This is a genomic window from Pseudomonas shirazensis (genome assembly GCF_050496565.1).
GTDB classification, from domain to species: domain Bacteria; phylum Pseudomonadota; class Gammaproteobacteria; order Pseudomonadales; family Pseudomonadaceae; genus Aquipseudomonas; species Aquipseudomonas shirazensis_A.
The window spans coordinates 77509-98593 of sequence record NZ_JBNWAE010000008.1 but is presented as its reverse complement, the minus strand read 5'-3'; the positions used below and the strand labels follow the sequence as shown (position 1 = coordinate 98593).

The following is a 21085-nucleotide window of genomic DNA, read 5'->3' as shown; positions in this document are numbered from 1 at the left end:
AGCGAAGTAGCCCTCATAATGACGCGAATCTATCACGCCACCTCTGGCGTGGTTGTCCAGGTAAGCCCAGCGCAGCAGCAGGGGGGGGGCTGCGCATAGACTGGCTCGTTGAAGCCCTCCAGTAGAGATGCATATGACTAGGCCCGATAATGCGGATGCACCGTCTCATTCATCCCCTTGCCAAAAGCGGTAGCGACCATGGCGTTCATACCGGTCAGCTGGGACGAGCTCCACTGCTTGAATCTGTTAGTTGAAGAGCAGGACCTAGACTCAGCCGTAGCGTGCCGGCGGCCCGAGGCGGTTGCCAAAAAAACCAGCATGTCTTTACCCGTGCTCGGTCAGTAGATAAGGTGACGGACATCGCAAATGGAAGGTCGCGGTAAAGCAGGGGTGGTTTTCAATATGTGCTGCTGTCGCAGCCTTACAGCAGACCTACCCTCTGATCCCCGACAGGCTATTCACAGTCGTTGATTGATATTGATGGTGCCTGTCAAGACTGGTGCCAGAGGGAGTTGGTGCATGAATGAGTTGGTTGAGGCCTTGCTGGTAGCCGTTCCCTCCGATGGCTCCAGTATTGGAAACCAGTCGCTGTTGGAGCAACTCAGGATTCAGTTTCCACATCTAAGAGATGAGTTTTATTGGCAGACGCGTGACGCACTGATAGGACAGGGAGTATTACAAGCTGGGAAGGGTCGTGGCGGCTCTGTACGTCGTGCTGACATTGAAGTCCCACCGGCAAGTGTCTGGGTTCACTTCCTACGTAGCTATGGGCCGTCATCAAGCAATCTTGCGATGTTCGACGAGTACGTCTCAAGGGCATTGGCACGGGCAGGAGTAACGCCAATTAGCCTTTCGACACCCCTCTTAGAGGACATGGTTCGGCACATTGAGTCCAAGGCACCAGGCTCTATTTTAATAGCCGGAACAGCTGGGGATGGTAAGACGTATCACTGCCGTGCCCTGTGGGAGCGTATTGGGGGGGACCCCAAGGCTTGGTCTGCCAAGGGAAACGTCAAAGAGTTACATCTGGCGGATGGTCGCTTGGCGGTCTTTATCAAGGATCTTTCCGAGCTCAATGGCGAGGAGAGCGATCTGCCATTCCGGCGGCTGGAAAGATCGGTGCTAGAAGGCGATGATTCTGAGGTAGTGATTCTTGCCGCAAACCATGGCCAAATTCTTGATCGTCTCCGTGATTTAGGCCGTCGGCAGGAGCGTGATCACCCACTTCGCAAGCCGCTGCAAGAGCGTTTTTTACAGGCCGGGCCAGCTCCTGAACGCCTGGCCGTGTTCGATCTTAGTCGCTCCACTAGCCGCAAAACGTTAGATGAGGTGGCTATGGCTGTGGCAGGGCATCCCGAGTGGCACAACTGCAAACTGTGCGCACTTCAGGCCGACGGTAAAGTTTGTCCTATCGATGAGAATCGCCGTAGGCTTTTGGGTGGGGCGGATGGTGGACAGCTCTCTCGCCGCTTAGGCGATTTGGTTGAAATCGCCAGGCACAATGGCCTGCATCTACCTATACGCGACTTACTGGCGCTTTGTTCAAATATGATCCTCGGTTGCTCCGATGCCAAGCAAGCCAAGGACAACCTTTTGACCTGTGCCGATGTCGCGAGGATCCAGGAAGAAGGCAATCTCGGGGCGGCGAGTGTCTATGCCAACGCCTTCGGAGCCAATCTTCTTAAGCGAAGGACCTCTGACCGACCCATCTTCAAGGCGATGTCCAGCTTTGGCGTTGGCGATGAGTCCACCAATGCTGCAGATGGGTTGCTGGTTTATGGGCAGGATGATTTGCGGCTGCAAACCGACTTCGACCGTTTGGTCGCGATCGATCCCGTCTATGGGGCCACGACTGCTTTCCGCGCTGCCCAAAATTCGTATTTGGAAGGGTATGAGGGGGCACGCTTGGAAGGGGAAGCGGCCGGGTTCCTTGCGATGCTTGAAGACCAGCGACGCAGGCTCTTCTTTACACTTCCGGATGGGGAAAGAGGTTATCCGCATTGGTCGATGACAGCATTCTGCTTTGCAGGGGACTACTTGGAAATCATCGAAGCGCTTAAGGCGCAGAAGCCCGTTAGCGAGATAGTCCGTGGGCGCCTTGCTAAGGGCCTTAACCGCGTATTGACAGGTCTCCTTCTCGAAAACGAAGACCGCATCTTCATCGCTAGTTCGGGCGGTTTTACTCAAAGCCGAGTCAGCGTGCTTTGTGATCATGAGACGCTCTCCCGCAGGCAGGGCGGCGTAGGTATGGCAATCAAGCTTGTCGAGAATACGGGCCGCCCTCGACTCGATGTTTCGCTCGCTGCGGGCCCGGGCAATTCGGTTGCGTTCGACTTGACCCCCATACGTCATGAGTTTCTCTCGCGTGTGGCTGAGGGGGCTCTACCAGCGAGCTTCTCAAATGAGTGCCTCGAAGATCTGCTCGCTTTCAAGGCGAAGCTCTTGCGGAAGGCAGAGATTGTCAAGAAGGCCAGCCTAGCAGGAGATGATGATGAAGTAGGTGGTGAGACCGCCCTGCTGACACTCAACTTCATCGATATTGAGCCAGGTGGTCGCGGTTTTTCACGCCCCGTGACGGTGAGGATCTCGGAATGAGTGGAATTTTCAAAAGGCCTGAGATTAAAAGCGTCGATTTTTGCGTCGACGAGAACATTTGGGGTCATCGCCTTTATGACGAGCAGCTTCCTCACCTGACTGTTCTAGAGTTCTTGGGCGTACTCGGCTCGAACTTGGATCAGCCGCTCAGGCCTCACCAAGATCCGGGCGGTTCAGTTATGTTCAAGCCGCAGAGGCAAGTCCGTTTGCGTGGGTTGCTGTTCAACAACCCATACATCGAATCGATTGCAGAGAGCGCCGCGTCTGATGAGGAGAAGTGGAAGCAGTGGTTTGAGCGTTACAGGCAGGGAGCCACAGGTAATGGTGATGAAGACATGACCTATCTGAGACGTTCGTTCACTAGCTTTGATGACTTTGCAAAAGCTATTGAGCTGCTGCGTTCCTCGTCATTCGAGTCTCGCAGTAATAAGCGCTGGAGTTCAAAGTTCGTCTTTCCCTTCGGTCCCGACGCACTTTATGAAGACCTGGCGATCAATGCAAAAGGAGCTATGAGCAACGATCGTCGCTTCTTTGCTCGTACAGGGGAGTTGCTCTACCTCATGCTCACACGGGCTAAGCGTGGAGCGGAGCTCGGTGACAGTCTTGCCAGGCGCCTATTCGATAACGAAGCAACGATGAATCGTTTGGTTAGAGCTCTGCAAGGTACGCCGCAGGGTGTCGAAGAACCCCGGCGTTCGGGTTACCTACCCGAAATTGCCAATAATCGATTCGATCAAATCTGCGACGACTGGTTATCGATTTTGGACAGGGATATGCCGATCTATGATGCATTGGAGCATTTGATCGCAATCACTGGCCTGAACATGCTGCTCTATTTCATGGAGCGAGCTAAGCGGGTTGCAGGTGATGACGACCCGGTCGAGATTATCTGCGAAATCGTCTCCAAGGAGCGAACGAAGGTGCGAGCGCTTTCTGGCGATAGCTATCAATTCAATCAAGGGCTCTCGGCAAAGGCGGTGAGAGCTCTTGTTGAGTCGATCCGGTTGAGTCCTGAATGGGCTGCAGCTGAATCTGCAGAGTTTCCGGATGCCGAGCGTGTAAAACTCATGCGTGACCGCTTTCAGTGGCCACCGAGTGATGGTGGTGACGACGAGGACTCCACCGAGAAGAGTCCGGATGAGTTGGTTGCCAAACTGGCTGATAGTGCTTTGGCACGGCATCAGCAGCATGTCGGCAAAATTCATGCGTCATGGTCGCGTGCTATCGGGCTCAGCTCACGCAGACTATCGAGACGCATCCGCTATGCGCCGAACGATAGGTTAATAAAGTCTATTGTGGTTTCTATCGTGGAAGACAGGATGCAGTTCGATGAGTTTCTCGCCGAAGCCAAATGCCGATATGGCCTAATAATTGGTGACGCAGAGGGTGCGCGTCTAGTCAGCGCTAAGTTTGTAGACCAAGAAGAACTCAGCGAGAACCGAAACAATCTTGAGGCCCGCCTCGTCAGCTTGGGCTTGGTTCGCAGGCTTTCCGACTCCTGCTCATTTGTAGAAAACCCGTTTGCGTTCCAGGGAGAAGGTGCATGCTGACCGATCGCATTATTGGGCGTGTCGGCGCGAATATTCTCGCCCAACGCATATCTAATCCTGGCCAGTCAGGTGATTTGGCTGCGCTCTTTAGGCTGGACAAGCTTTCATGCAGTCAGATCGGGGCAGTCGCACGAGCCATCCTTGCCAACCCGGATCTGCTTGCCCGGGTAGATCTCATGATCCCGGAGGCCTTGGTGGAGGGCCAAGGGCTACCGTCTGACATTCTGATTCCACACAACGCAGGCTATGTACGCAATAACGCTTTGACCGCTAAAGCGGCGATCTTGACGGCTAATGGCAACGAGCACAACCTCGCGGACACATTGGGGCATGTCATGGCCATAGGCGCAAAGGAGATGCGGGCTGATCCTGATCCGTGGGTCGAGGCCACCCTTCATTCGGGCGGTATTTCACCAGTCCTCGACGATCGGCTGGTGTTCCATTCAGCCCTAGCCGGATTGTTGGCATCCTCGGAACTTTCGTTAGTGCAGCTTGGCGAGTTTTGTTCTGCAATTGTCGAGGCTATCGCCACGCACGGGTTGCCCATCCGTGCTGCGGTTGGTTACGCCTTACCATGTGCGGCACTTCCTAGAGACAGCGCCTTCTTCTCGAATGCCAAAACTTTCTCATCATCGCGTAAACCATGGCACAAGGCTTTCACCAAACTATTCGCTCAGCGTGCGCCGCTGCTTAAGAAGCTCCGCCAGAATGGCCAGCCTCTTGACTCTGAGGAGATCACTGAGCGAGTCGAGGCTAATGCTGCGGAAATTTCGGATGGGGCCCGTCAAGCCCTTCATGCATTCGCAGCAGCTCCTGCCGGGGATCAAGAAGCATCCGATGCCCTGGCCCAATTTGAGTGGGAGAGCGATGGTGTTTATCTAGTCTTTGACAAACCGAAAGAAAAACAACTCGGTTTAGCGGAGTCCACGATCCATTTCTTCGATCATGATTGTGATCACGAGGACTCACTCGATGCCGATGATCGCAAGCTATTGGAGGACCTCAAGGGGCGTGAGCGTCGCTCTGACTTCACGGAGGAGGACGAAGAGTTTTTCGTTAAGCAGCGAAGGCTCTTGGAGCAAGACAGCAAGCTCTGTTCGCGCTGGGAAAAAGCGCTCTATGGCAAGCCCATTGACTGCAATGACTTCTTCGAAGGTTTCGCTCGAGTGGTTAATAGCTTGCATGCCGGCCTGCGTGATTCGGAAGGGGAGCGGATCCTACGCTTCACTGTGACCAAAGGCCGCAAGGAGTGGCGCGAGCGATTCAACTACGATGCCGGCAGCTATTTCTCGACTATGTACCGCGGCTTAAAGGAGCTCATGGGCTCCAAGGTAGAATGGAAGGTCGAGCGGTTGGGCAATGCAAACTTACCCGATCCCCTCTTCGACTATGAGGCCTTCTTCGCTAAGGAGAAGGAGCTTCGCAATGATAAAAAGAGCAAGGTTCGTCCCAACCCTTCGCTATCGCGCCTAGCCCTGCAGATCAAGTTTGACGTTGCCTTGATCCAGATCGCTAAGAACAAAGAGACAGTGTTAGCTAAAACGCAGCTACTTTGGAGCTACAAGCCCACGTCAATTGGCTTGTCGATGGTCGCAGACATGGGCCGACTCTTGGAGAGGGGCGCGGTAGGTTGTACCGAAGTCTCGCGCAAGTTAGTAAGCAAGAAGGGTGGGGTACAGAACGTCTCGTTGCTCGATACCGGTACGCTGGAGGCGACTTACTCGACTGATGCGGGGTCGCTGGTTTCTTCGGTCAGCAAGCTCCAAAGCCTGCGCCATGTAATTAAGACCCGGATCAAAGAGCTCGCCGAGCAGGGTAGGCTGACGCCTCATCAGCAGAGCGAGGTTAAGATATCGTGGGATAAGTTCGAGGAGGATTACATCAAGGCGATGGAGGCCTTTGTCACGACTGGGCTACATAGCGATGCTGTGATGCATCAAGCGGAGTCTTACGCCGAACTGCTGAACACTTTGATGGTAAATGCTCGTGGTGATGTGTGCCGCTCGCGGCTGGTCGCTGAAATACTATCCGTCGGCACGGTGTGTGTTGCCGGAGAAAACCCAGCAGTTATAATCCCGCCTTGGCACCCAGAACGAATGAAGGCTCTTGCGGTAAAGACGAGACGCGTTGCCGGTTTCGCTACACACTTGCTCTCCAGCGCTAGCATTCTTTATGGTGACCGCGAGATTTTTATGCGGGAACTTACCGATGAGATCGCTCATCCGTTTTATCCAGAGATTGCGGTTCTGAATCGGGGCGGCGCTTTTACGCTTGTCTCGGAGAGCAGCACGGTTAACGGTTATAGTCTTTTGGAGTCACCGACGCGTGGCGCAGAGGAAGCCATGACCGATGTCGATCCAACGGCTGCAGCCAAACAGGCGCGCGAGCTTTTGGAGCGTTATGTTGGGCTGCAGCCCCACGAGGCAAGCAACCTCAGCGTCGTGCTTTATAATGCAGATGCAGCTGAGTTGCCGCTGGCCACAGTGCGCGAGCTTTCCTCCATACAAGAGCATGGCAGGTTCCAATGCAGCGTTTCGGTGCGCCACTCAGATCAAGGAAAGCTGCGGCGAGTCTACGGCGAGCTGGTCAACAAGGCTGGTGATGATCCTGATCTGCCAGTAGTCAGCGAAACCAGCGAAAACTTCATCTCGAAGTTGCGTATTTCTGTAATGCCCCTCTCGGCGACTCCAAGAGAGAGTGCGCTCGGTTTTAAGGCTTTCGATGTGGCTTTCCTGCATGACGTGGTCGCGCGTGAGGCCCAAACAGAATGGCTCCCCGTGCAATGGACCAACGATCGGCCGAACTTGGATCATGCGCCTTCTCGCTGGTCTTACCGGAGCGTGTCAGGTGAGAACGAGCTGAAATCGACTACATTCCTAGCTTGCCCATGGCAAACGGGATCAGGCTGGGCGTACGTGTCGACTGTCGCCGCAGTTTGCCGGCAAACGGACGCTATGCCAGGGGAGCGATTCCTGCCTGCACGCCGCATTTCCCTTCAAAGCCCAGCGCTGGCTGAAATAATCAAAGACGCTCACGAGTTGGCCGAATGGGTAGCTACCTATGACGAGCTCCTCGACAAACGGCAGCTTCAGCACAACAACATCACGGTGGTGCGCTACCGTAGAGGCTCGACTAACGGCCGCAATATGATTGTTAGCTCGACTTCGGAGCTTCGACTGTTGAGCGTGTTACTTCGTAGACGATTGGATGAATTGGGTCTCCAGCTTAGTTCCGACGAGATTCAAGTCGCTGTCGACAAGGCAAAGCGAGACGCACTGTTAGTCTCCGGAGATATCGTACTGCGAGCAGCCAAGCGGGGTGTATCTGCCGGAGAGATGCTGGGCCTTGTGCTAAGTCGTTACTTGCTTGCAGAGGAGTTCCACGCCTCAGCGAATGGTAGGCAAGTATTGACCGCCTATTTCCTTCTCGATGATTACGCAAGCTGGCTCTCTCAACCTGAAAGCCGTATCGCTGATATTTTGGCGCTCAACGTTGAGGAGCACGAGGAGACTGTTCGCATCGTCATTTCAATCGTTGAAGCGAAATATGTTGCTGCCGATGGATTGGCTCAGGCGCGACGAGGCTCCAAGGACCAGCTGTTGGCAACATTGGGCATGTTCCGTGAGGCGCTCTTTGGTGATCCTGGTCGTCTTGATCGGGATATTTGGTTGGCCCGTCTGGCCGATATGCTTATAGATGCTGACATTCCGCCCGGTATGACAGGTTTGATGGAGCGTGCTCGCGCCAAGTTACGAGAGGGAGATGTAGAGATTTCGTTGCGGGGCCACTCGCACGTTTACGTTCACACCTCGGATGCAGGTTCTGCCTCGGCGTCAGAGCAAGAGCTTCTTGATGAAACATGGGGCGTTATGGCTTGGCAGGAGGTTTTCCATCGGCCGGACTTGCGAAAACTTGCCGAAGCTTATGCTAAAGGCTCTGGAGGTCGCGAGGTTCGATCTGGGATTGGGACCGAGCAGCCTTGGGCAGGGCACGGCTTTAAATTACCCGCCCCGCGAGTGCCATGGTTGGCCGCAATCGGTCAACTATCGAATGGGCAGATCGATACTTTTGTTGAAGAAGTCGCTTTGATAAGCAAAGACTCGGAGACGGCTTCGCGGATTTGTCCAGTGGGCGCGCCTCCAGTACTGACAGAGGAGCCTGTCCTTGGCTCTGTAGCTATCGTGGGTTCAGCGTCTTCTCAGCTATCCGCTACGAATTCCAGCTTCGGAGGCGGGCTGTCTGATCTAGTTGCGTCTAAGTTCTCCGGTGATGCGCAAGCCGATGCCGAGCGGGAGGGGTGGGCTCAAGACATCACTAAAAAGCTCAAATTTGCGCTTAACAGCTATGGTCTGCAAGCGGCTATCCTCGGCACTCGTTTGACTCCAAACGGCTGTCTCGTTCGTCTGGCGGGTTCTGATCGCTTGCGTGTCGAAGATATTGAGAACAAACGAACACAGCTGCTTACTACTCACGCCATCAACCTCGTGACTGTCCAGCCTAAGCCTGGCGAGATTGTGGTAACGGTCGCTGGTGCAAAGAGGCAGGCTGTGTCGCTTTGGGAGCTTTGGTCGCGTCGAGAACTCAATAGAAACGTTGCGGGTATCAACACCTCATTCTTGTTAGGTCTCCAGGAGATTAATGGTGCGTTGCTGTATCTGAACTTGGGGGTCGAGTTCGGTGGGCTTTCATCACATGAGCCCCACTCGTTGGTTGCTGGGGCTACGGGCAGTGGCAAATCGGTACTCATCCAAGCACTTATATTGGATATCGCTGCAACCAACCTCAAGGAGTTAGCCCAAATCATCTTGATTGATCCAAAGATGGGAGTGGACTACGCGCCATTGGCCGACTTGCCGCATATGCGCGATGAGATCGTCACCACTAAAGAAAAAGCCGCCGAGGTTCTCGATGCACTGGTTCAGGAGATGGAAGATCGTTACCGCTCCTTTGCAAAAGCCAGGGCCCGTGACTTACCGACTTATAACTCGAAGGTTTCGATCGAAGAGCGTTTGCCAATGGTCTTTCTTGTTCACGACGAGTTTGCAGACTGGATGCTTGATGATGCTTACAAATCGGCAGTGGGCGCGGCAGTTCAGCGGTTGGGTGTAAAGGCGCGTGCTGCAGGTATTCATTTGATCTTCGCAGCACAGCGTCCAGACAAGGACGTAATGCCGATGCAGCTTCGCGAGAATTTAGGCAACCGTTTGATATTAAAGGTCTCTAGCGAGGCAACTTCGAAAATTGCGCTAGATCGACCGGGCGCTGAGTTATTGCTAGGGAGGGGGCATCTTGCCGCTAAGCTTAATGGCGAGCAGGGGTTAGTGTTTGCGCAAGCCCCTTTTCTGTCAGATCAGGATATTGAAATGGCAGTACTAGCCATCTGCTCTGATAACTCGATGCACGGAGCCAGTAGTCGTGAAAATTGACGATGTGATTGAGAATGTCATGAAACTCTTAAGAAAACTAATTGGGGTATGGCTATACCTCAATCGGAGCTCCGGTGCAGTCATAAGTCGCATTCCTAATAGTTTTCCTACGTGTGCGAACATTTCAGGCGACTGTTAAGTACCGCGTGAAGGTGATATCAGTGACAAAAAAACTTGTTAATCATTTGGCGCGATGCGACGAAAACTCGCTAGTCACTTTGTTGGGGCAGACTACCGTAGCTCTCCTGAAAGCGGTTGGTAGTGATGCATATAACGTGGATGGCTTAGCCTATCTAGTTGTAAGTATGCACGGTGAAGAAGGTGCATTGCGTGACAGTGCCATTCGTAATTTACTTTTTTCAAATCTGGACGGTGATGAGGGAAGGGCTCTCTGTGAGCTTCTTCAATTTCCGACTTCTGCGGCAATGATGACGTTGAAGGGTGTTGATTTCGACAATAACCTCCTGAATTTAGAAGTTTTAATGGGTTGGTATGATGTAGCGGTAGACGCCAATAATTCCAGAGGCAGAGAGGTCGAAGGATCACGGAAAGCTGTGGCAAACCATAAGCTTAGGTCTCACCAGTTAACTGCATTTAGAAAGTTAAGACAGTCCATTGCCAACCCAGACACATCAGTTTTAGTTAATATGCCATTTGGTGCGGGTAAGTTGCGATTAGTGGTTACCGCTGTACTCGATCTTTATCGGTCTGAGCCAGATGGAAGAGCTATTGTTTGGCTCGGGATAGGTGAAGCTCTTTGCGATGAAGCATTTATTGAACTTCGTGAGGTTTGGGAGCAAATAGGGTCGCGGGATGTTACCATTTATCGTATTTATGGTGATCGGGCTGTTCCAGATCTAGGCAGTCTAGAAAATTGTATTATCGTTGCAGATATTAGAAAACTCAACGATGAAGGGGGCGGATTAGAACAAATAGGTCGAATGACCCGAGTGATAGTTTTCAGTGATGCCGAGCATGTTACTCATCCAATCGGAGTTAAGATCATCGAGCAATTTTCGAAAGAGGGCGCCATTAGTTTGGTGGGAATATCAGCTATATCCTCTTGCGGCATAACTCAAATACCTCGCCACGCAGCGTTTCGTGCAAAATTCTCAGGGGCATGCATCACTATTGATGATGAAGATCCCATGAAGCTGCTACGAGATGCTGGTTATGTAGGTAAAGTCATCAGTGAGACTCGGGATCTAAAGTGCGGTATAGCAAGAGTTGTAAATGATAATGCGCTGGAATTTGATCATGATTTTGTAGATGAGCTGAGCAAGGACTTTGAGCGCAATCGTTGCTTACTAGACTTGCTTCTGGCTGAGTCAAAGGGTGCAGGTAAAGTTGTGTTTTTTGCTACAACTGCCGAGCACGCTCGTTTATTTGCCGGCTTGCTGGCCTTACGCGGTGTTAGAGCAATGTCGGTGACGAGTGAAAAGTCACCAGACGAACGAGCGGTCATTATACAAAGATTTAACTCTCGCGATGAGCAGATACTTTGCGTCCATGGTTTTTTCATTTCGGGAGATTCTATTCCCTCTGTTGCTGTTGGTATAGTTGCAGTCCCTACATTGTCGGCGTCCGTATTTCTTGGGATAGTGGGGCGATTAGCAAGTACCAAAAGAACTGAAAATAATTACCTGCGGGTCATAGTTACTTCTGATTCGCTGCCTGTGCAACGGCAGCTGACGGAAAGCCTTGATGCCTGGAATAAATTAGATATTTAGGAAACTAGTATGTCATTCCCAATTATTCCTCAAGATCTTTCTATTTCTGCAATGCGCAGTTCGGGGTATCGAGATACCGCTCATGCGCTAGCCGAGTTAATTGATAATTCTGTTCAGTCTGGCCAGGAGTCCGGTGAGCGGACAGAGATCGAGCTTATATGCATCGATACTGTCCACAATAATGGCCGTCGACGGCTTTCAAATGTGGCGGTCTACGATAATGCCGGAGGTATGGAGCCTGCATTGCTTCGTAAAGCGCTACAATTCGGAAATGGATCTCGTCTTGAGCCTAAGAATCAAAAAGGGATTGGCAAGTTTGGTATGGGGCTTCCGAATTCGTCAATCTCTCAGTGCAAGCGTGTTGATGTGTGGAGCTGGCAAAAAGGCATAGTACACCATGCATATTTAGATGTAGAGGAAATCAAAAAAGGAGTAATGACTGATGTCCCCGCGCCAAGTGTTTCGACGATTCCCGCTATGTGGCTGTCATTGATCGTAGGGGAGATTGGAGAAAGCGGAACTCTGGTGGTGTGGAGTGATCTGGATCGAGTCTCATGGAAGCAAAGTACAACGCTTCTAAGGCATACCGAGTTTATTGCCGGCCGCGTATACCGTAATTTTATTAATAAAAAGTCTGTACGGATTAGACTTGCAGCATATGAGCAGAACGGGTCCGGTTACCCTGCGCTGTATGAAAGTTTTGTTCGGCCTAATGATCCGTTGTATCTAATGAGTGGCACTAATGCTCCTTTGCCCTTTGACCAGGTGCCCGCGTTTGAAAAATTTGGAGAGCTGAAGATTCTGGTTGGCCATAATGGGGAGGAGCACGAAGTGATAGTTCGCGCGTCAATCTGTAAGCCTGAAGCTAGACGGGATGGGGGAGCTAAGCCTATTGGGCAGCATACTCTAAAGAATCAGGGGATTTCTGTTGTGCGATCCGGTCGTGAACTAGAGATGAATCATAGTTTCCTTCATTCCTACGACTCTCGCGAGCGTTGGTGGGGTATTGAGGTTGAGTTCGATCCTGGTTTGGATGATGTTTTTGGCGTGACCAACAATAAGCAAGCTGCAACTGGATTTATGCGCTTAAGCCTCGAGGAGGATGCGGAGGCTGAGGGGCTGTCAGAGCGTGGTTATCGCGAAATGCTGGAATTAGATAGCGATCCCAGGCTGCCTATGTATCGTATCAGTCGAGAGATCGAAAAAATGCTAGGTGTTATGCGCGCTCAGGTAGCGAAAATGCGCGAAGGAGACCGCGTTCAGACGAAGAAGGACCGTGCTGAGAACAAAGCAGAGCAGGCAGCTACGGACTCTGTCAATCGTCGACGAGATCGCGTTGGGGATACAGGTCGAAGTGACAAGCAAGAGGCGCTGTCGGATGATGAGCGTACTAATGCTTTATCTACTGAAATAATTCAGGATGGGGTTGAAGGTGATAAGGCTCATGAGATCGCCGTGGATTATGTAAGTAAGAAAATCAAGTTCCGGTTTAAGCATGCCGATGCTCCGGGGCAGATGATTTTCGATGTGGGCGCAACTGGTGGCATCATTCTCGTAACTTTAAATACTAGACACCCCGTTCATGGTCGGCTTTTTGAGGCTCTCCGAGACGATGATGGCCCTGATAAGCAATATGCTAAAGAAGTCCTTTCCTTGGTTGCGGCATGGGCGCGAATGGAAGATGAAGCACCTAGTGAAAAGTCACGTCTTGCCATGGAAGACGCACGCTTGAATTGGGGGCGTATAGCCATGGATTTTTTTGACCTAGAGGATTGATTGGTGGGAGGACGCGAAGCAATACGAGGTTTTTCTATCCAAACTTTGATTTGTTTGTTGGATTCATTACAGGCGAATGAGGGGGCCTGGGAGGCTGTCACTCTTGAGCCAGATTCTATTAATGAAAAAGCGGACATATTTTGGGAATTCTCCGGCGGCGGGAGTCGCCTTCAGCAGGTTAAATCTTCTAAAAATCAGATTGGTCTGGCAGATGTCGTTTCTTGGTGCAAAGAGCTTAAAGCTTCAGGGCGGGCTGAAAGTTACCAACTTATGTTAGCAGGTCCTATAGCCGCCGCGGTCCTTGAGAAGGCTCCTTTTGATGGCGTCGATGTTCCCCCGCCTTCGCCAATAGATATATTGGCGCTAACCGATCAGGCCATCACAAAGTTGGATCGCTATTTATTACTTAAGGCGATCGATCCGCTGCCCGTAGCAGTTCGGGAGTCATTGGTATACTTAATTTCTGCCCGCCTTTTGGAAGGTGCGGCTTATGGTAAGCGATTGGTTCGGGAAGAATTTGATGGATGGCTGCTGCATTGGATTGCTGTTGCCTATCCAGAGGCAATCAAGCAACGTTTGTCCGTAGATTGCAGTGTGCTCTGGAGTAGTGTCGAGCTTTCTAGCCCTGCAGAAATCTCAAGAAGAGCATTTGAAATATTACTTCCGCTCTCTGTTATTAATGGCGGGGCTTCAACTGCCGTCGTCGAATGGTTTCTGTTGAGAGTGTCATCACAGGGTCGAGAAATGAGATACCGCCCGGTCGCAATTATGCCTGAGACTTTCGCTGGCACATTGAATCGGAAAGAAGTTGCTAAGGCATTTGGCGAATTTGCTATCTGTCCAAAGTCGGCGGTTCGCTACGAACTACTATTCACTCCAATTGAGCGAGCGGGTTACGTGGTCGATGAGTGGCCTCATGGGTGGCATGATTTAGAGTTGTTCGTCAAGTACTCAGGTCAAGATATGCCGAGATCAGTAAAAAAAATACCCATTTTGATCGCGATGGATGAGAGTTCGGTGCTCGGTACTAAAAGGGTAAAGAGTATCTCTATCTCTGACTTCGAGAGTTTTCTGGATATGCTCTAAATTTATTTATGACAGATCAAGCATGAGCTGTTTCCTTCATCGACTCCGTAAATGTCATCGATATCTTCCGGAAATATTTTCACTGGGCGTAGCGGGTTCACAGGGATGTTTTTACGAAGGCGTGCACGGCGGATCTCATATTCGGCTTTGATCTCAGTAACACGCGCAGGCTTCTCTAGATCCCAAAGCGACTCCCCCTTAGTCCAAGTGAAAGGTGAACCATGCTCCAGTGCATCTTTCTCTAGTGCTTTGGCCTTTTCGAAGTCCTCGGGGTGGCGCTCTTTGAGGCGAACCCATTCAATCTTTTGTTGGAAAAAACAGAATGTGCAGCCACTGCGAGAGCGCCATTCGTAGTACTTTGGATAACCCAATCCAGAGGACTCGAGAATATCGACGACACTAGCTTTATCGACGCCCGCCTCACGGAAGGGGAATTTCACATGCATGTTTTCGGCTTTTGCTGAGTACCCCTCGCGGTACTCCTCATCAGCCCGGATCGCTACATAGGAGAAAACTTTATCACCAGCTGCCAGCCATGGTTTTACCCACTGTTCGAACGGAGCCAGTTTGAGTTGACGCGTACACCAGCGAGTCTGTGCGCTGGGAAGGAAATGGTTGTATTCACGCAGCCAAAAGCGGAAGTCCCGACGAGGGTTAAGTCGCTCGATGGGCTTTCCTAAATAGCCTTCGAGTCGTCCCAGGAACTCGTAGACCTCGGGAAGTTCCTCGCCGGTATCAGTAAAGAAGTAGTCGATATCCAGCTCGGGATGGTGGTCACGCATCCACACTGCCAAAGCTGCGCTATCTTTCCCTCCCGATAAACCCAATACGTGTCGTTCAGTCATGCAGCTGTTCCTTTTCGATAACCAGGTTCATTCCAACTTTGGCTAAGATGGCAAGTAAAATGTCAGTATCAAGACCTTCATCCTCCAGCATTTTGGCTATTTCATTGGCCTTTTGTTCTACTGTTTCACGATGACGCTCTGAGATCGAAAAGGATCTAGAAATCGTTGTTGTTGCCGCTCCTACGCCAATGACAACTGCGATTGCTTCTCTTTGTGCTGGACGATCTTTGACAGCGACGAAGGCCTCAGCCTCGCGGAAACGTCTTGCGAATTGGACAAGTTCGAGCACCGCAGCATCGATATGGCGGTCCACCCAGTCGCGTGGTGGTTTATCGGCGGCTAGGCTCAGAATACCTTCCAAGACGGAGCGGCTGCCATCGTAAGACCCAAGTCTTGTCGAGAATGCATCGAGCCTGAAGTTTCCTGAAACGCCTGCGACAGCCCGCGCCCTTTCGCGGAGTGATGCCAAGTTGTCGAGAGGTGCATCAAGTGCTTCAAGCATCTTGGCTTCTACTTCGGAGAGCATCATTGCGTAAGCTGTTGCGATTTCTTTCAGGGGCGCGCGCAGAGCATTTACGTAGGCTTTGCCATCTGCGACCTCTAGCAGCGTTGGTAAGTCGACGAACAACACTTTGTGCGGGTCGCTGGCCTTTAGCAGCATGTCACGAATTGCTTTGGCAGTTTCCCCGAGCCGCTGTGTTCGCCGAGACCACTCTGGCAAATTGAAAATCAATGCCACAAGGCCACGCGCCGCCTCCAGAGGATCAGCAGCTCCTCCTGTTTCCCCTACTTCCTCTAGGAGATGAGAGATGCCATCTAGAATCCTGCTCTTATCCTCATCAATCGCGATCCAGCGGAGCGTAAAGCGGGTCGGATCTTGGAGGCACTCGTCGATGTCAGCATCGCTGAGTCGAGAGATGAACATGCCTTCCTTGTATACGGCGATGTTAGCTTTATGCACCAACAAGAATGCTGTCAGAAAAACTGGCAGTATGCCCCGCTTCATGCCATACGGCGGCATGCTCCAATGGTCATAAATGGTGCTCACGCTTACGCGGGCTCTGGTATCGGCAAAGAGTTGCTGAGTGAACGCCCATAACTCGGAAAAGCCTTTGGGTGAGGCTTCGCATGGCTCGCAGACGCGCCAAGCCTCTCCCTCTTTACGATATAGATGTGATGCCACGAGCAGTGTTTCGAAAAGTCCGCGCTCGGCAGGGAACCCTTCAATACCTAACCGCTCTTGGCCTTCGGCGTTGATCATCGCGTGTAACAGATCACGGCGGGCTTTAACGCTATTGCTCGACACACTATCGCGATTAACTAGCTCGCTCCACACTCGAGGACAATGCTCATAGAGATCGTCGGCGAGGTCTGAAGCAATAGGTGATAGCTTTGCACCAGCCTCAATAACCTTGTCGCTACCATCATGCCATTTGCACAGTGAGGCAGCAGCTTGAAGTTGGTCCTCAAGGTCGGAGCGAGTAGCGGCCAACCGCGCGAACACTTCACGGCGGGCGACAGGGTCTCCTCCGAGCTCGTGGCGTTCCTTTACCTGCTCTAATGCAACCAATTCGGTCGACAGCTCCGCGATCCGGGCATGATTATCCGGGATGCCTACTAGCACCGGCCAAGGTTCTTCGTAAGCACATGCCTGAGCCCGCTTTCGGGCCTCACGAAGAGTCATGTCTCGGCCGGGAAGCGCAAGGATGAACTGGCCGAACTCTCCCCGCTGGGGTTTATATGTACTTGCGATCTTTTCCGCTTGCTCGATGCTTCGCAGAGAAATTTCCATCCAGCGCATTGAGCCCGTTTCATGGTAGTGCCGCTTGGCGACCACAGGGTGCATCCCCATAAGCTGGGATAATTTGGCGTAATCAACGCCAGGAGATGACGCTACAGCTTGGGCAATAGCTGCATCGATATCGAAGTCACTACCTTCGAAAACTGACCAAGCTCCGGTATAGCTCTTGAACAGAGCCACTTTGAGCGAGGCCAGTTTTTTCAGTGCAGCGTCAATCTCATCCTGTGGCACGCTGTGGAAAAGGGTCGACAAGACTGGTAAGTCGGCGGCAAGCCCCGAGCCCGTGCGGAAGAGGTCGATGACGGCGATGTTTTTAATTAGAGACACCTGCAGCAAGTCACCAGATTTGGCCTCAGCGCGCTCCACAGCTTCGACAGCCTGGGACCAGCGGTGTCCATCTGCAGAAGCTAGGATGGCAGGCTCCAGGTTCGCACGCAGATATTCCCAATAGTCGCTAGGTCGATACCAGTTCGATTGGTTCAGCGGAGTCGATTGTAGGTAGGCGCGAAACCCATAAGGCTCAACTGAAGATAGGAAGCCAAAGGTGCTCCGCTCATTTTGACCGAACTGCCGCTTCGATATTGGGCCCAACAATGCAGCCATGGTTGGATGCAGCGGCCAGCAGCGTTCTAAAGCAACAGCGAAATCATTGCCGACAGCTGGGCGGCGTGACCTGACGGCATCGGCAATAGAATCCGAGGCCCCCCGTATCCACTCGGGTCGCCGCTTTGCATCAATTGCACGGCCGATGAGCTCGACAACCTCGTCGCTTGCCGCCACGAAAGGAAGGTCAAGGTAACGGCCTTGAACCTTGCCCCAGTCGTCACGAGTGTCGATACCAAGTCGATTGGCGTACTGTGCGAAAGATTGATGCAGCACTCCAATCACAACCAGTCTGCCTTGAGCGCGTGCAGATGCTTCTGCGAGCTCCTGGAAGAAGTAGACATCGTCGCCTACGCCTAGGGCCGAAGCTTCAAGGAACTTGCCCATCTCATCAATGAACACCAAGACACCATCGTTCGGGCGGTCTTTGGCTTCGGCGATCAGTTCATTGATGACGTCCTGCGCATTGGGTTTGTTGCGACCTTCAAAACCCTTCCCCTTCGCCTTGCGAAGGGCTAAATCCAGTTCCTTGACGACACTACCGCGCCGACCAACCACTGGGATTACGAGCCATCCGTCTTGAACTGGAAAAGCACTATCAAAGTTTGGCTTCGAGTCCAAATCAAGAGCCCGTCGGGCTTTTATACGAAGGTTGTTATCTGTATGGAGGGCGCTCGCCAAAGCTACTGCCAGAGATGATTTTCCTCCGCCGAAGGGGCCTGTCCAAGTGAAGCTGCGCTGATTGGTTGATGCAAGCTGCCTACTCATGCTTTCTACCACAGTCGCTGCGGTCGAATGGAAAATGTAACCGTCGAGTGCGTCGGATCGCCCAATATCCGCGTCAATACGGATTGATCGTTGGTATTGCTGAGAAATCTGGACAATGTTGGCGAGCACTTCCTGTCTTGTTTCAGTCATATGCACGCCTAACCATTTTTTTCCGATCGTTATCTGAGAGGTTTTTTTTATGCACTTGACGAAGGCCAGCGGAGTCGGACCACGCTAACTTACCTTTGGTCAAATCGGCTAATGAGATCAATCGCTGGGCTATCGACTCTTCATCGAGCTTAAAGACGCGCCCCGGAGATCCTTCTGCATATGCGATGGTCTCAAAAGCTAGCGAACTTTGGCTGTCTGCAGTTCTGCGCCAAAAATCCATAAGAGCGTAAGTAAAGACACCATCATGGAGTGCAGCCTTGGGGCCGCGTCGGAATGCATATTGCCCCTTGTGCACTTCTTGCAGCAGACCCAACTCCCCGAGTAAAGGCTCGGCAAAGTCCTCAGGGGAGCCGGAGGCTGCCCTTGGTGCGTAGCTACGTAGACAGGTCTCCAAATCACGCGAGATGGTTGCTGTAGAAAGGCGGTGCTTGGGATCTAAACTCCGTGCATACAGGGCTAAAGGCTCTTCGAGTTCTTGGCGAGTAAAGGTTGGTGCTGTGACGTGATTGAAGAGCCAATACCATGTGGTCGAGCGGTGGTACCGCCCGGCAAGGCGCCAATGCACGAGCCATGCTGTAGACGGGTTCTCCGCATAGGGATCAAGACCGCCATCATGCAGTATCTCCGCTGCTAGGCTTTTCACACGGAACGCATCGCCTTCATCAGCCATTAGCCCACATGACAATGCCCAATGCCGAATCGATGAAACCATGTTTTTACCAACACCGAAGGCTGCGATTGCAGATTCATCGGTGAAGGTTGATTTGCTAATCAATCCGTCATCGCTCGCTTGGTCGAACGCTTTCTTCAGCCACATTTGGCGGAGAGGAAACGTTTCATGTCCGGAGAGGTGAACGGATGCTATTCGGTTGAGTTTGGCGTTTGTATTCTTCATGATTTCAAGCTTACCGCGAACTGGTGGATTACTCCAGTTCGAGACCGTAGGTTGATTATGCTGTATATCTATACAGGTTTCTGATTTGATTCGCAACCGCTGTTCTGTCCTCGTTGCCGTGCAGGATTCGCTGAGCTCGTTGCAAGCGGATAGGTTCACCTTAGAAGGTGTGCCGAGCAGGGTTGTGTAATCTAACGATCTAAGACCTTTGGCGACCTAGCCATTACTCGTGCGTAGCGTCCGTGTGGATTGACGGTCGGACAGCATGTAGCCCGCATGGAAGTGAGGACGTTGATTCTTGGATAATTGGTAGCACAATCCGTGTCCAAGCAGCAGCTCGAGCCCGGCTGCTTGCGGCCTAGAGCGGATTGTGCAAATGACCGCAATCAGCCAAATCTTTCAGTTGACGGGCTAGGTGGACATGACTCATGGTGGGCGGAGCTTTGAGGGCTTCGGCATGTGCATCTACTGGGCTGTGTATGGCGTCATAAGACCATTGTTCATGTGCCGAGGCTGAGTATGAACTAGGCTAGGTCGCTAGTGTGGTGTTTCAGAAATACCGCTGAAAATCTGAGCTAGGCTCTGTAGAAGCCAACTCTCAAGGGCATCGACATGGGTCGACCAGCAACCGTTATTACCCTTTCCGAAACCGAAAAGTCAGAGCTGCTACGCCGCATCAAGCTCCGTAAAGGCGCTCAGGACGCTCGACTGCGCGCGGAGATAATCCTCGCCTGTGCCTCCGGCGAGTCAGGCAATGACATCGCGCAGCGCCTGGGTACCAGTAAGGATGTGGTGTCACGGTGGCGGCAGCGTTTCTCTAAGTTGGGGCTGTTGGGGTTGAACGATGAACCGCGCTCTGGCCGGCCACGCACCATTTCCGATGAGCAAGTTCAGCAAGTGGTAAACCAAGTGCTGCAAGGTAAGCCCGACGATTCCAGCCACTGGAGCACGCGACGGATGAGTCGTGAGACGGGCCTATCTCCTGCAAGCGTGATGCGTATTTGGCACGCGTTCGGGATCAAGCCGCACCTGGAAAAGACCTTCAAACTTTCTACTGATCCATTGTTTGTCGACAAGGTGCACGACATCGTTGGACTCTACTTGAACCCACCTGAACGAGCCCTGGTTCTTTGTGTTGATGAGAAGAGCCAGATCCAAGCGTTGAACCGCACACAGCCGGGCTTACCGCTTTCCCCAGGTAACCCTGCAACCCGCACTCATGACTACAAACGGCACGGAACCACCTCGCTGTTTGCTGCCCTAGATGTGGCCACCGGTGAAGTAATTGGCCGACTCAAACGCCAACATCGCAGTACTGAGTTCCTCGCTTTTCTGAGAGAGATCGATGCGTCAGTTCCTGCCGATATGCCGATTCATCTGATCATGGACAACTATGCAACTCACAAGACTGACAAGGTCAGGGCGTGGCTTGCGGCGCGACCGCGCTACAACATCCACTTCACGCCCACTTCTGCATCCTGGCTGAATCTGGTTGAGCGGTTTTTCTCAACGCTGAGCGAGAAGTGGATCAAGCGCCAGGCACATGTCAGCGTTAAGGATCTGGAGGCGTCGATCGAGTACTACCTCGAAACCTACAACCAGAACCCGAAGCCATTTCGGTGGCACAAAAAGGCCGAGGACATCCTTGCCTCAGTCGCTCGCGCGGCGCGAGCGTTGGGCAAATGATTTTCAGCGGTATTTCTGAAACACCACACTAGGCTCCAGCGCATCATGGTAGTTCGGCGCCATGCAGCATAATCCTGGTTAAGCCCTGAGATAATGACCTGACAAGATCAGCTTGGGTTTGTCTTCATTAGGGCGTCGATGGTCAGGTCTCAT

10 protein-coding genes are annotated in these 21085 nt (G+C 52.3%); 7 read left to right on the top strand and 3 right to left on the bottom strand.

All coding sequences use genetic code 11. The features are described from left to right. Positions 1 to 519 precede the first annotated feature (519 nt). From ACQZ2L_RS13510 to ACQZ2L_RS13485, 6 genes are all read left to right on the top strand, one after another. Positions 520 to 2595, top strand: a complete 2076-nt coding sequence (locus ACQZ2L_RS13510; RefSeq protein WP_430326576.1) for a hypothetical protein — start codon at positions 520 to 522, stop codon at positions 2593 to 2595. Then, positions 2592 to 4145: a hypothetical protein gene (locus ACQZ2L_RS13505; protein ID WP_430326574.1), complete on the top strand. Its 1554-nt coding sequence runs from the start codon at positions 2592 to 2594 to the stop codon at positions 4143 to 4145. Before ACQZ2L_RS13510 ends, ACQZ2L_RS13505 begins: the two co-directional genes overlap by 4 nt. Continuing rightward, complete coding sequence (locus ACQZ2L_RS13500) at positions 4139 to 9571, top strand: FtsK/SpoIIIE domain-containing protein (RefSeq protein ID WP_430326572.1); 5433 nt, start codon at positions 4139 to 4141, stop codon at positions 9569 to 9571. Before ACQZ2L_RS13505 ends, ACQZ2L_RS13500 begins: the two co-directional genes overlap by 7 nt. Positions 9572 to 9732: 161 nt before the next feature. Further along, entirely contained in the window at positions 9733 to 11301 is a 1569-nt protein-coding gene (locus tag ACQZ2L_RS13495) for a DEAD/DEAH box helicase (RefSeq protein WP_430326570.1), read from the top strand. Between the two features lie 9 nt (positions 11302 to 11310). Next, complete coding sequence (locus ACQZ2L_RS13490; protein WP_430326568.1) at positions 11311 to 13077, top strand: ATP-binding protein; 1767 nt, start codon at positions 11311 to 11313, stop codon at positions 13075 to 13077. Positions 13078 to 13080: 3 nt separating this feature from the next. Then, the gene (locus tag ACQZ2L_RS13485; RefSeq protein ID WP_430326566.1) at positions 13081 to 14163 is read left to right on the top strand and encodes a hypothetical protein; all 1083 of its coding nucleotides are present in this window, start codon (positions 13081 to 13083) and stop codon (positions 14161 to 14163) included. A 2-nt stretch (positions 14164 to 14165) separates the two neighbouring features. Here ACQZ2L_RS13485 and ACQZ2L_RS13480 read toward each other — a convergent pair whose 3' ends face one another. The 3 genes from ACQZ2L_RS13480 to ACQZ2L_RS13470 are packed head-to-tail and all read right to left on the bottom strand — an operon-like array spanning position 14166 to position 19246. Further along, complete coding sequence (locus tag ACQZ2L_RS13480) at positions 14166 to 15008, bottom strand: phosphoadenosine phosphosulfate reductase family protein (protein ID WP_430326564.1); 843 nt, start codon at positions 15006 to 15008, stop codon at positions 14166 to 14168. Then, positions 15001 to 18330 carry an ATP-binding protein gene (locus tag ACQZ2L_RS13475; protein WP_430326562.1) on the bottom strand — a complete coding sequence of 1110 codons (3330 nt, stop codon included), beginning with the start codon at positions 18328 to 18330 and terminating at the stop codon, positions 15001 to 15003. Before ACQZ2L_RS13475 ends, ACQZ2L_RS13480 begins: the two co-directional genes overlap by 8 nt. Then, on the bottom strand, positions 18323 to 19246 hold the full coding sequence (locus ACQZ2L_RS13470; RefSeq protein ID WP_430326560.1) for a DUF4007 family protein: 924 nt from the start codon (positions 19244 to 19246) through the stop codon (positions 18323 to 18325). The genes ACQZ2L_RS13475 and ACQZ2L_RS13470 overlap by 8 nt, the downstream gene beginning before the upstream one ends. A 612-nt stretch (positions 19247 to 19858) precedes the next feature. Here ACQZ2L_RS13470 and ACQZ2L_RS13465 point away from each other — a divergent pair. Continuing rightward, positions 19859 to 20932 carry an IS630 family transposase gene (locus tag ACQZ2L_RS13465; protein WP_430326558.1) on the top strand — a complete coding sequence of 358 codons (1074 nt, stop codon included), beginning with the start codon at positions 19859 to 19861 and terminating at the stop codon, positions 20930 to 20932. Positions 20933 to 21085: the final 153 nt, after the last annotated feature.

What these genes read in the sequence shown, in the direction of transcription:
- ACQZ2L_RS13510 (WP_430326576.1), top strand. Translation starts at nt 520, where the DNA reads ATGAATGAGTTGGTTGAGGCCTTGCTGGTAGCCGTTCCCTCCGATGGC.
- ACQZ2L_RS13505 (WP_430326574.1), top strand. Translation starts at nt 2,592, where the DNA reads ATGAGTGGAATTTTCAAAAGGCCTGAGATTAAAAGCGTCGATTTTTGC.
- ACQZ2L_RS13500 (WP_430326572.1), top strand. Translation starts at nt 4,139, where the DNA reads ATGCTGACCGATCGCATTATTGGGCGTGTCGGCGCGAATATTCTCGCC.
- ACQZ2L_RS13490 (WP_430326568.1), top strand. Translation starts at nt 11,311, where the DNA reads ATGTCATTCCCAATTATTCCTCAAGATCTTTCTATTTCTGCAATGCGC.
- ACQZ2L_RS13480 (WP_430326564.1), bottom strand. Translation starts at nt 15,008, where the DNA reads ATGACTGAACGACACGTATTGGGTTTATCGGGAGGGAAAGATAGCGCA.
- ACQZ2L_RS13475 (WP_430326562.1), bottom strand. Translation starts at nt 18,330, where the DNA reads ATGACTGAAACAAGACAGGAAGTGCTCGCCAACATTGTCCAGATTTCT.
- ACQZ2L_RS13470 (WP_430326560.1), bottom strand. Translation starts at nt 19,246, where the DNA reads ATGAAGAATACAAACGCCAAACTCAACCGAATAGCATCCGTTCACCTC.
- ACQZ2L_RS13465 (WP_430326558.1), top strand. Translation starts at nt 19,859, where the DNA reads ATGGGTCGACCAGCAACCGTTATTACCCTTTCCGAAACCGAAAAGTCA.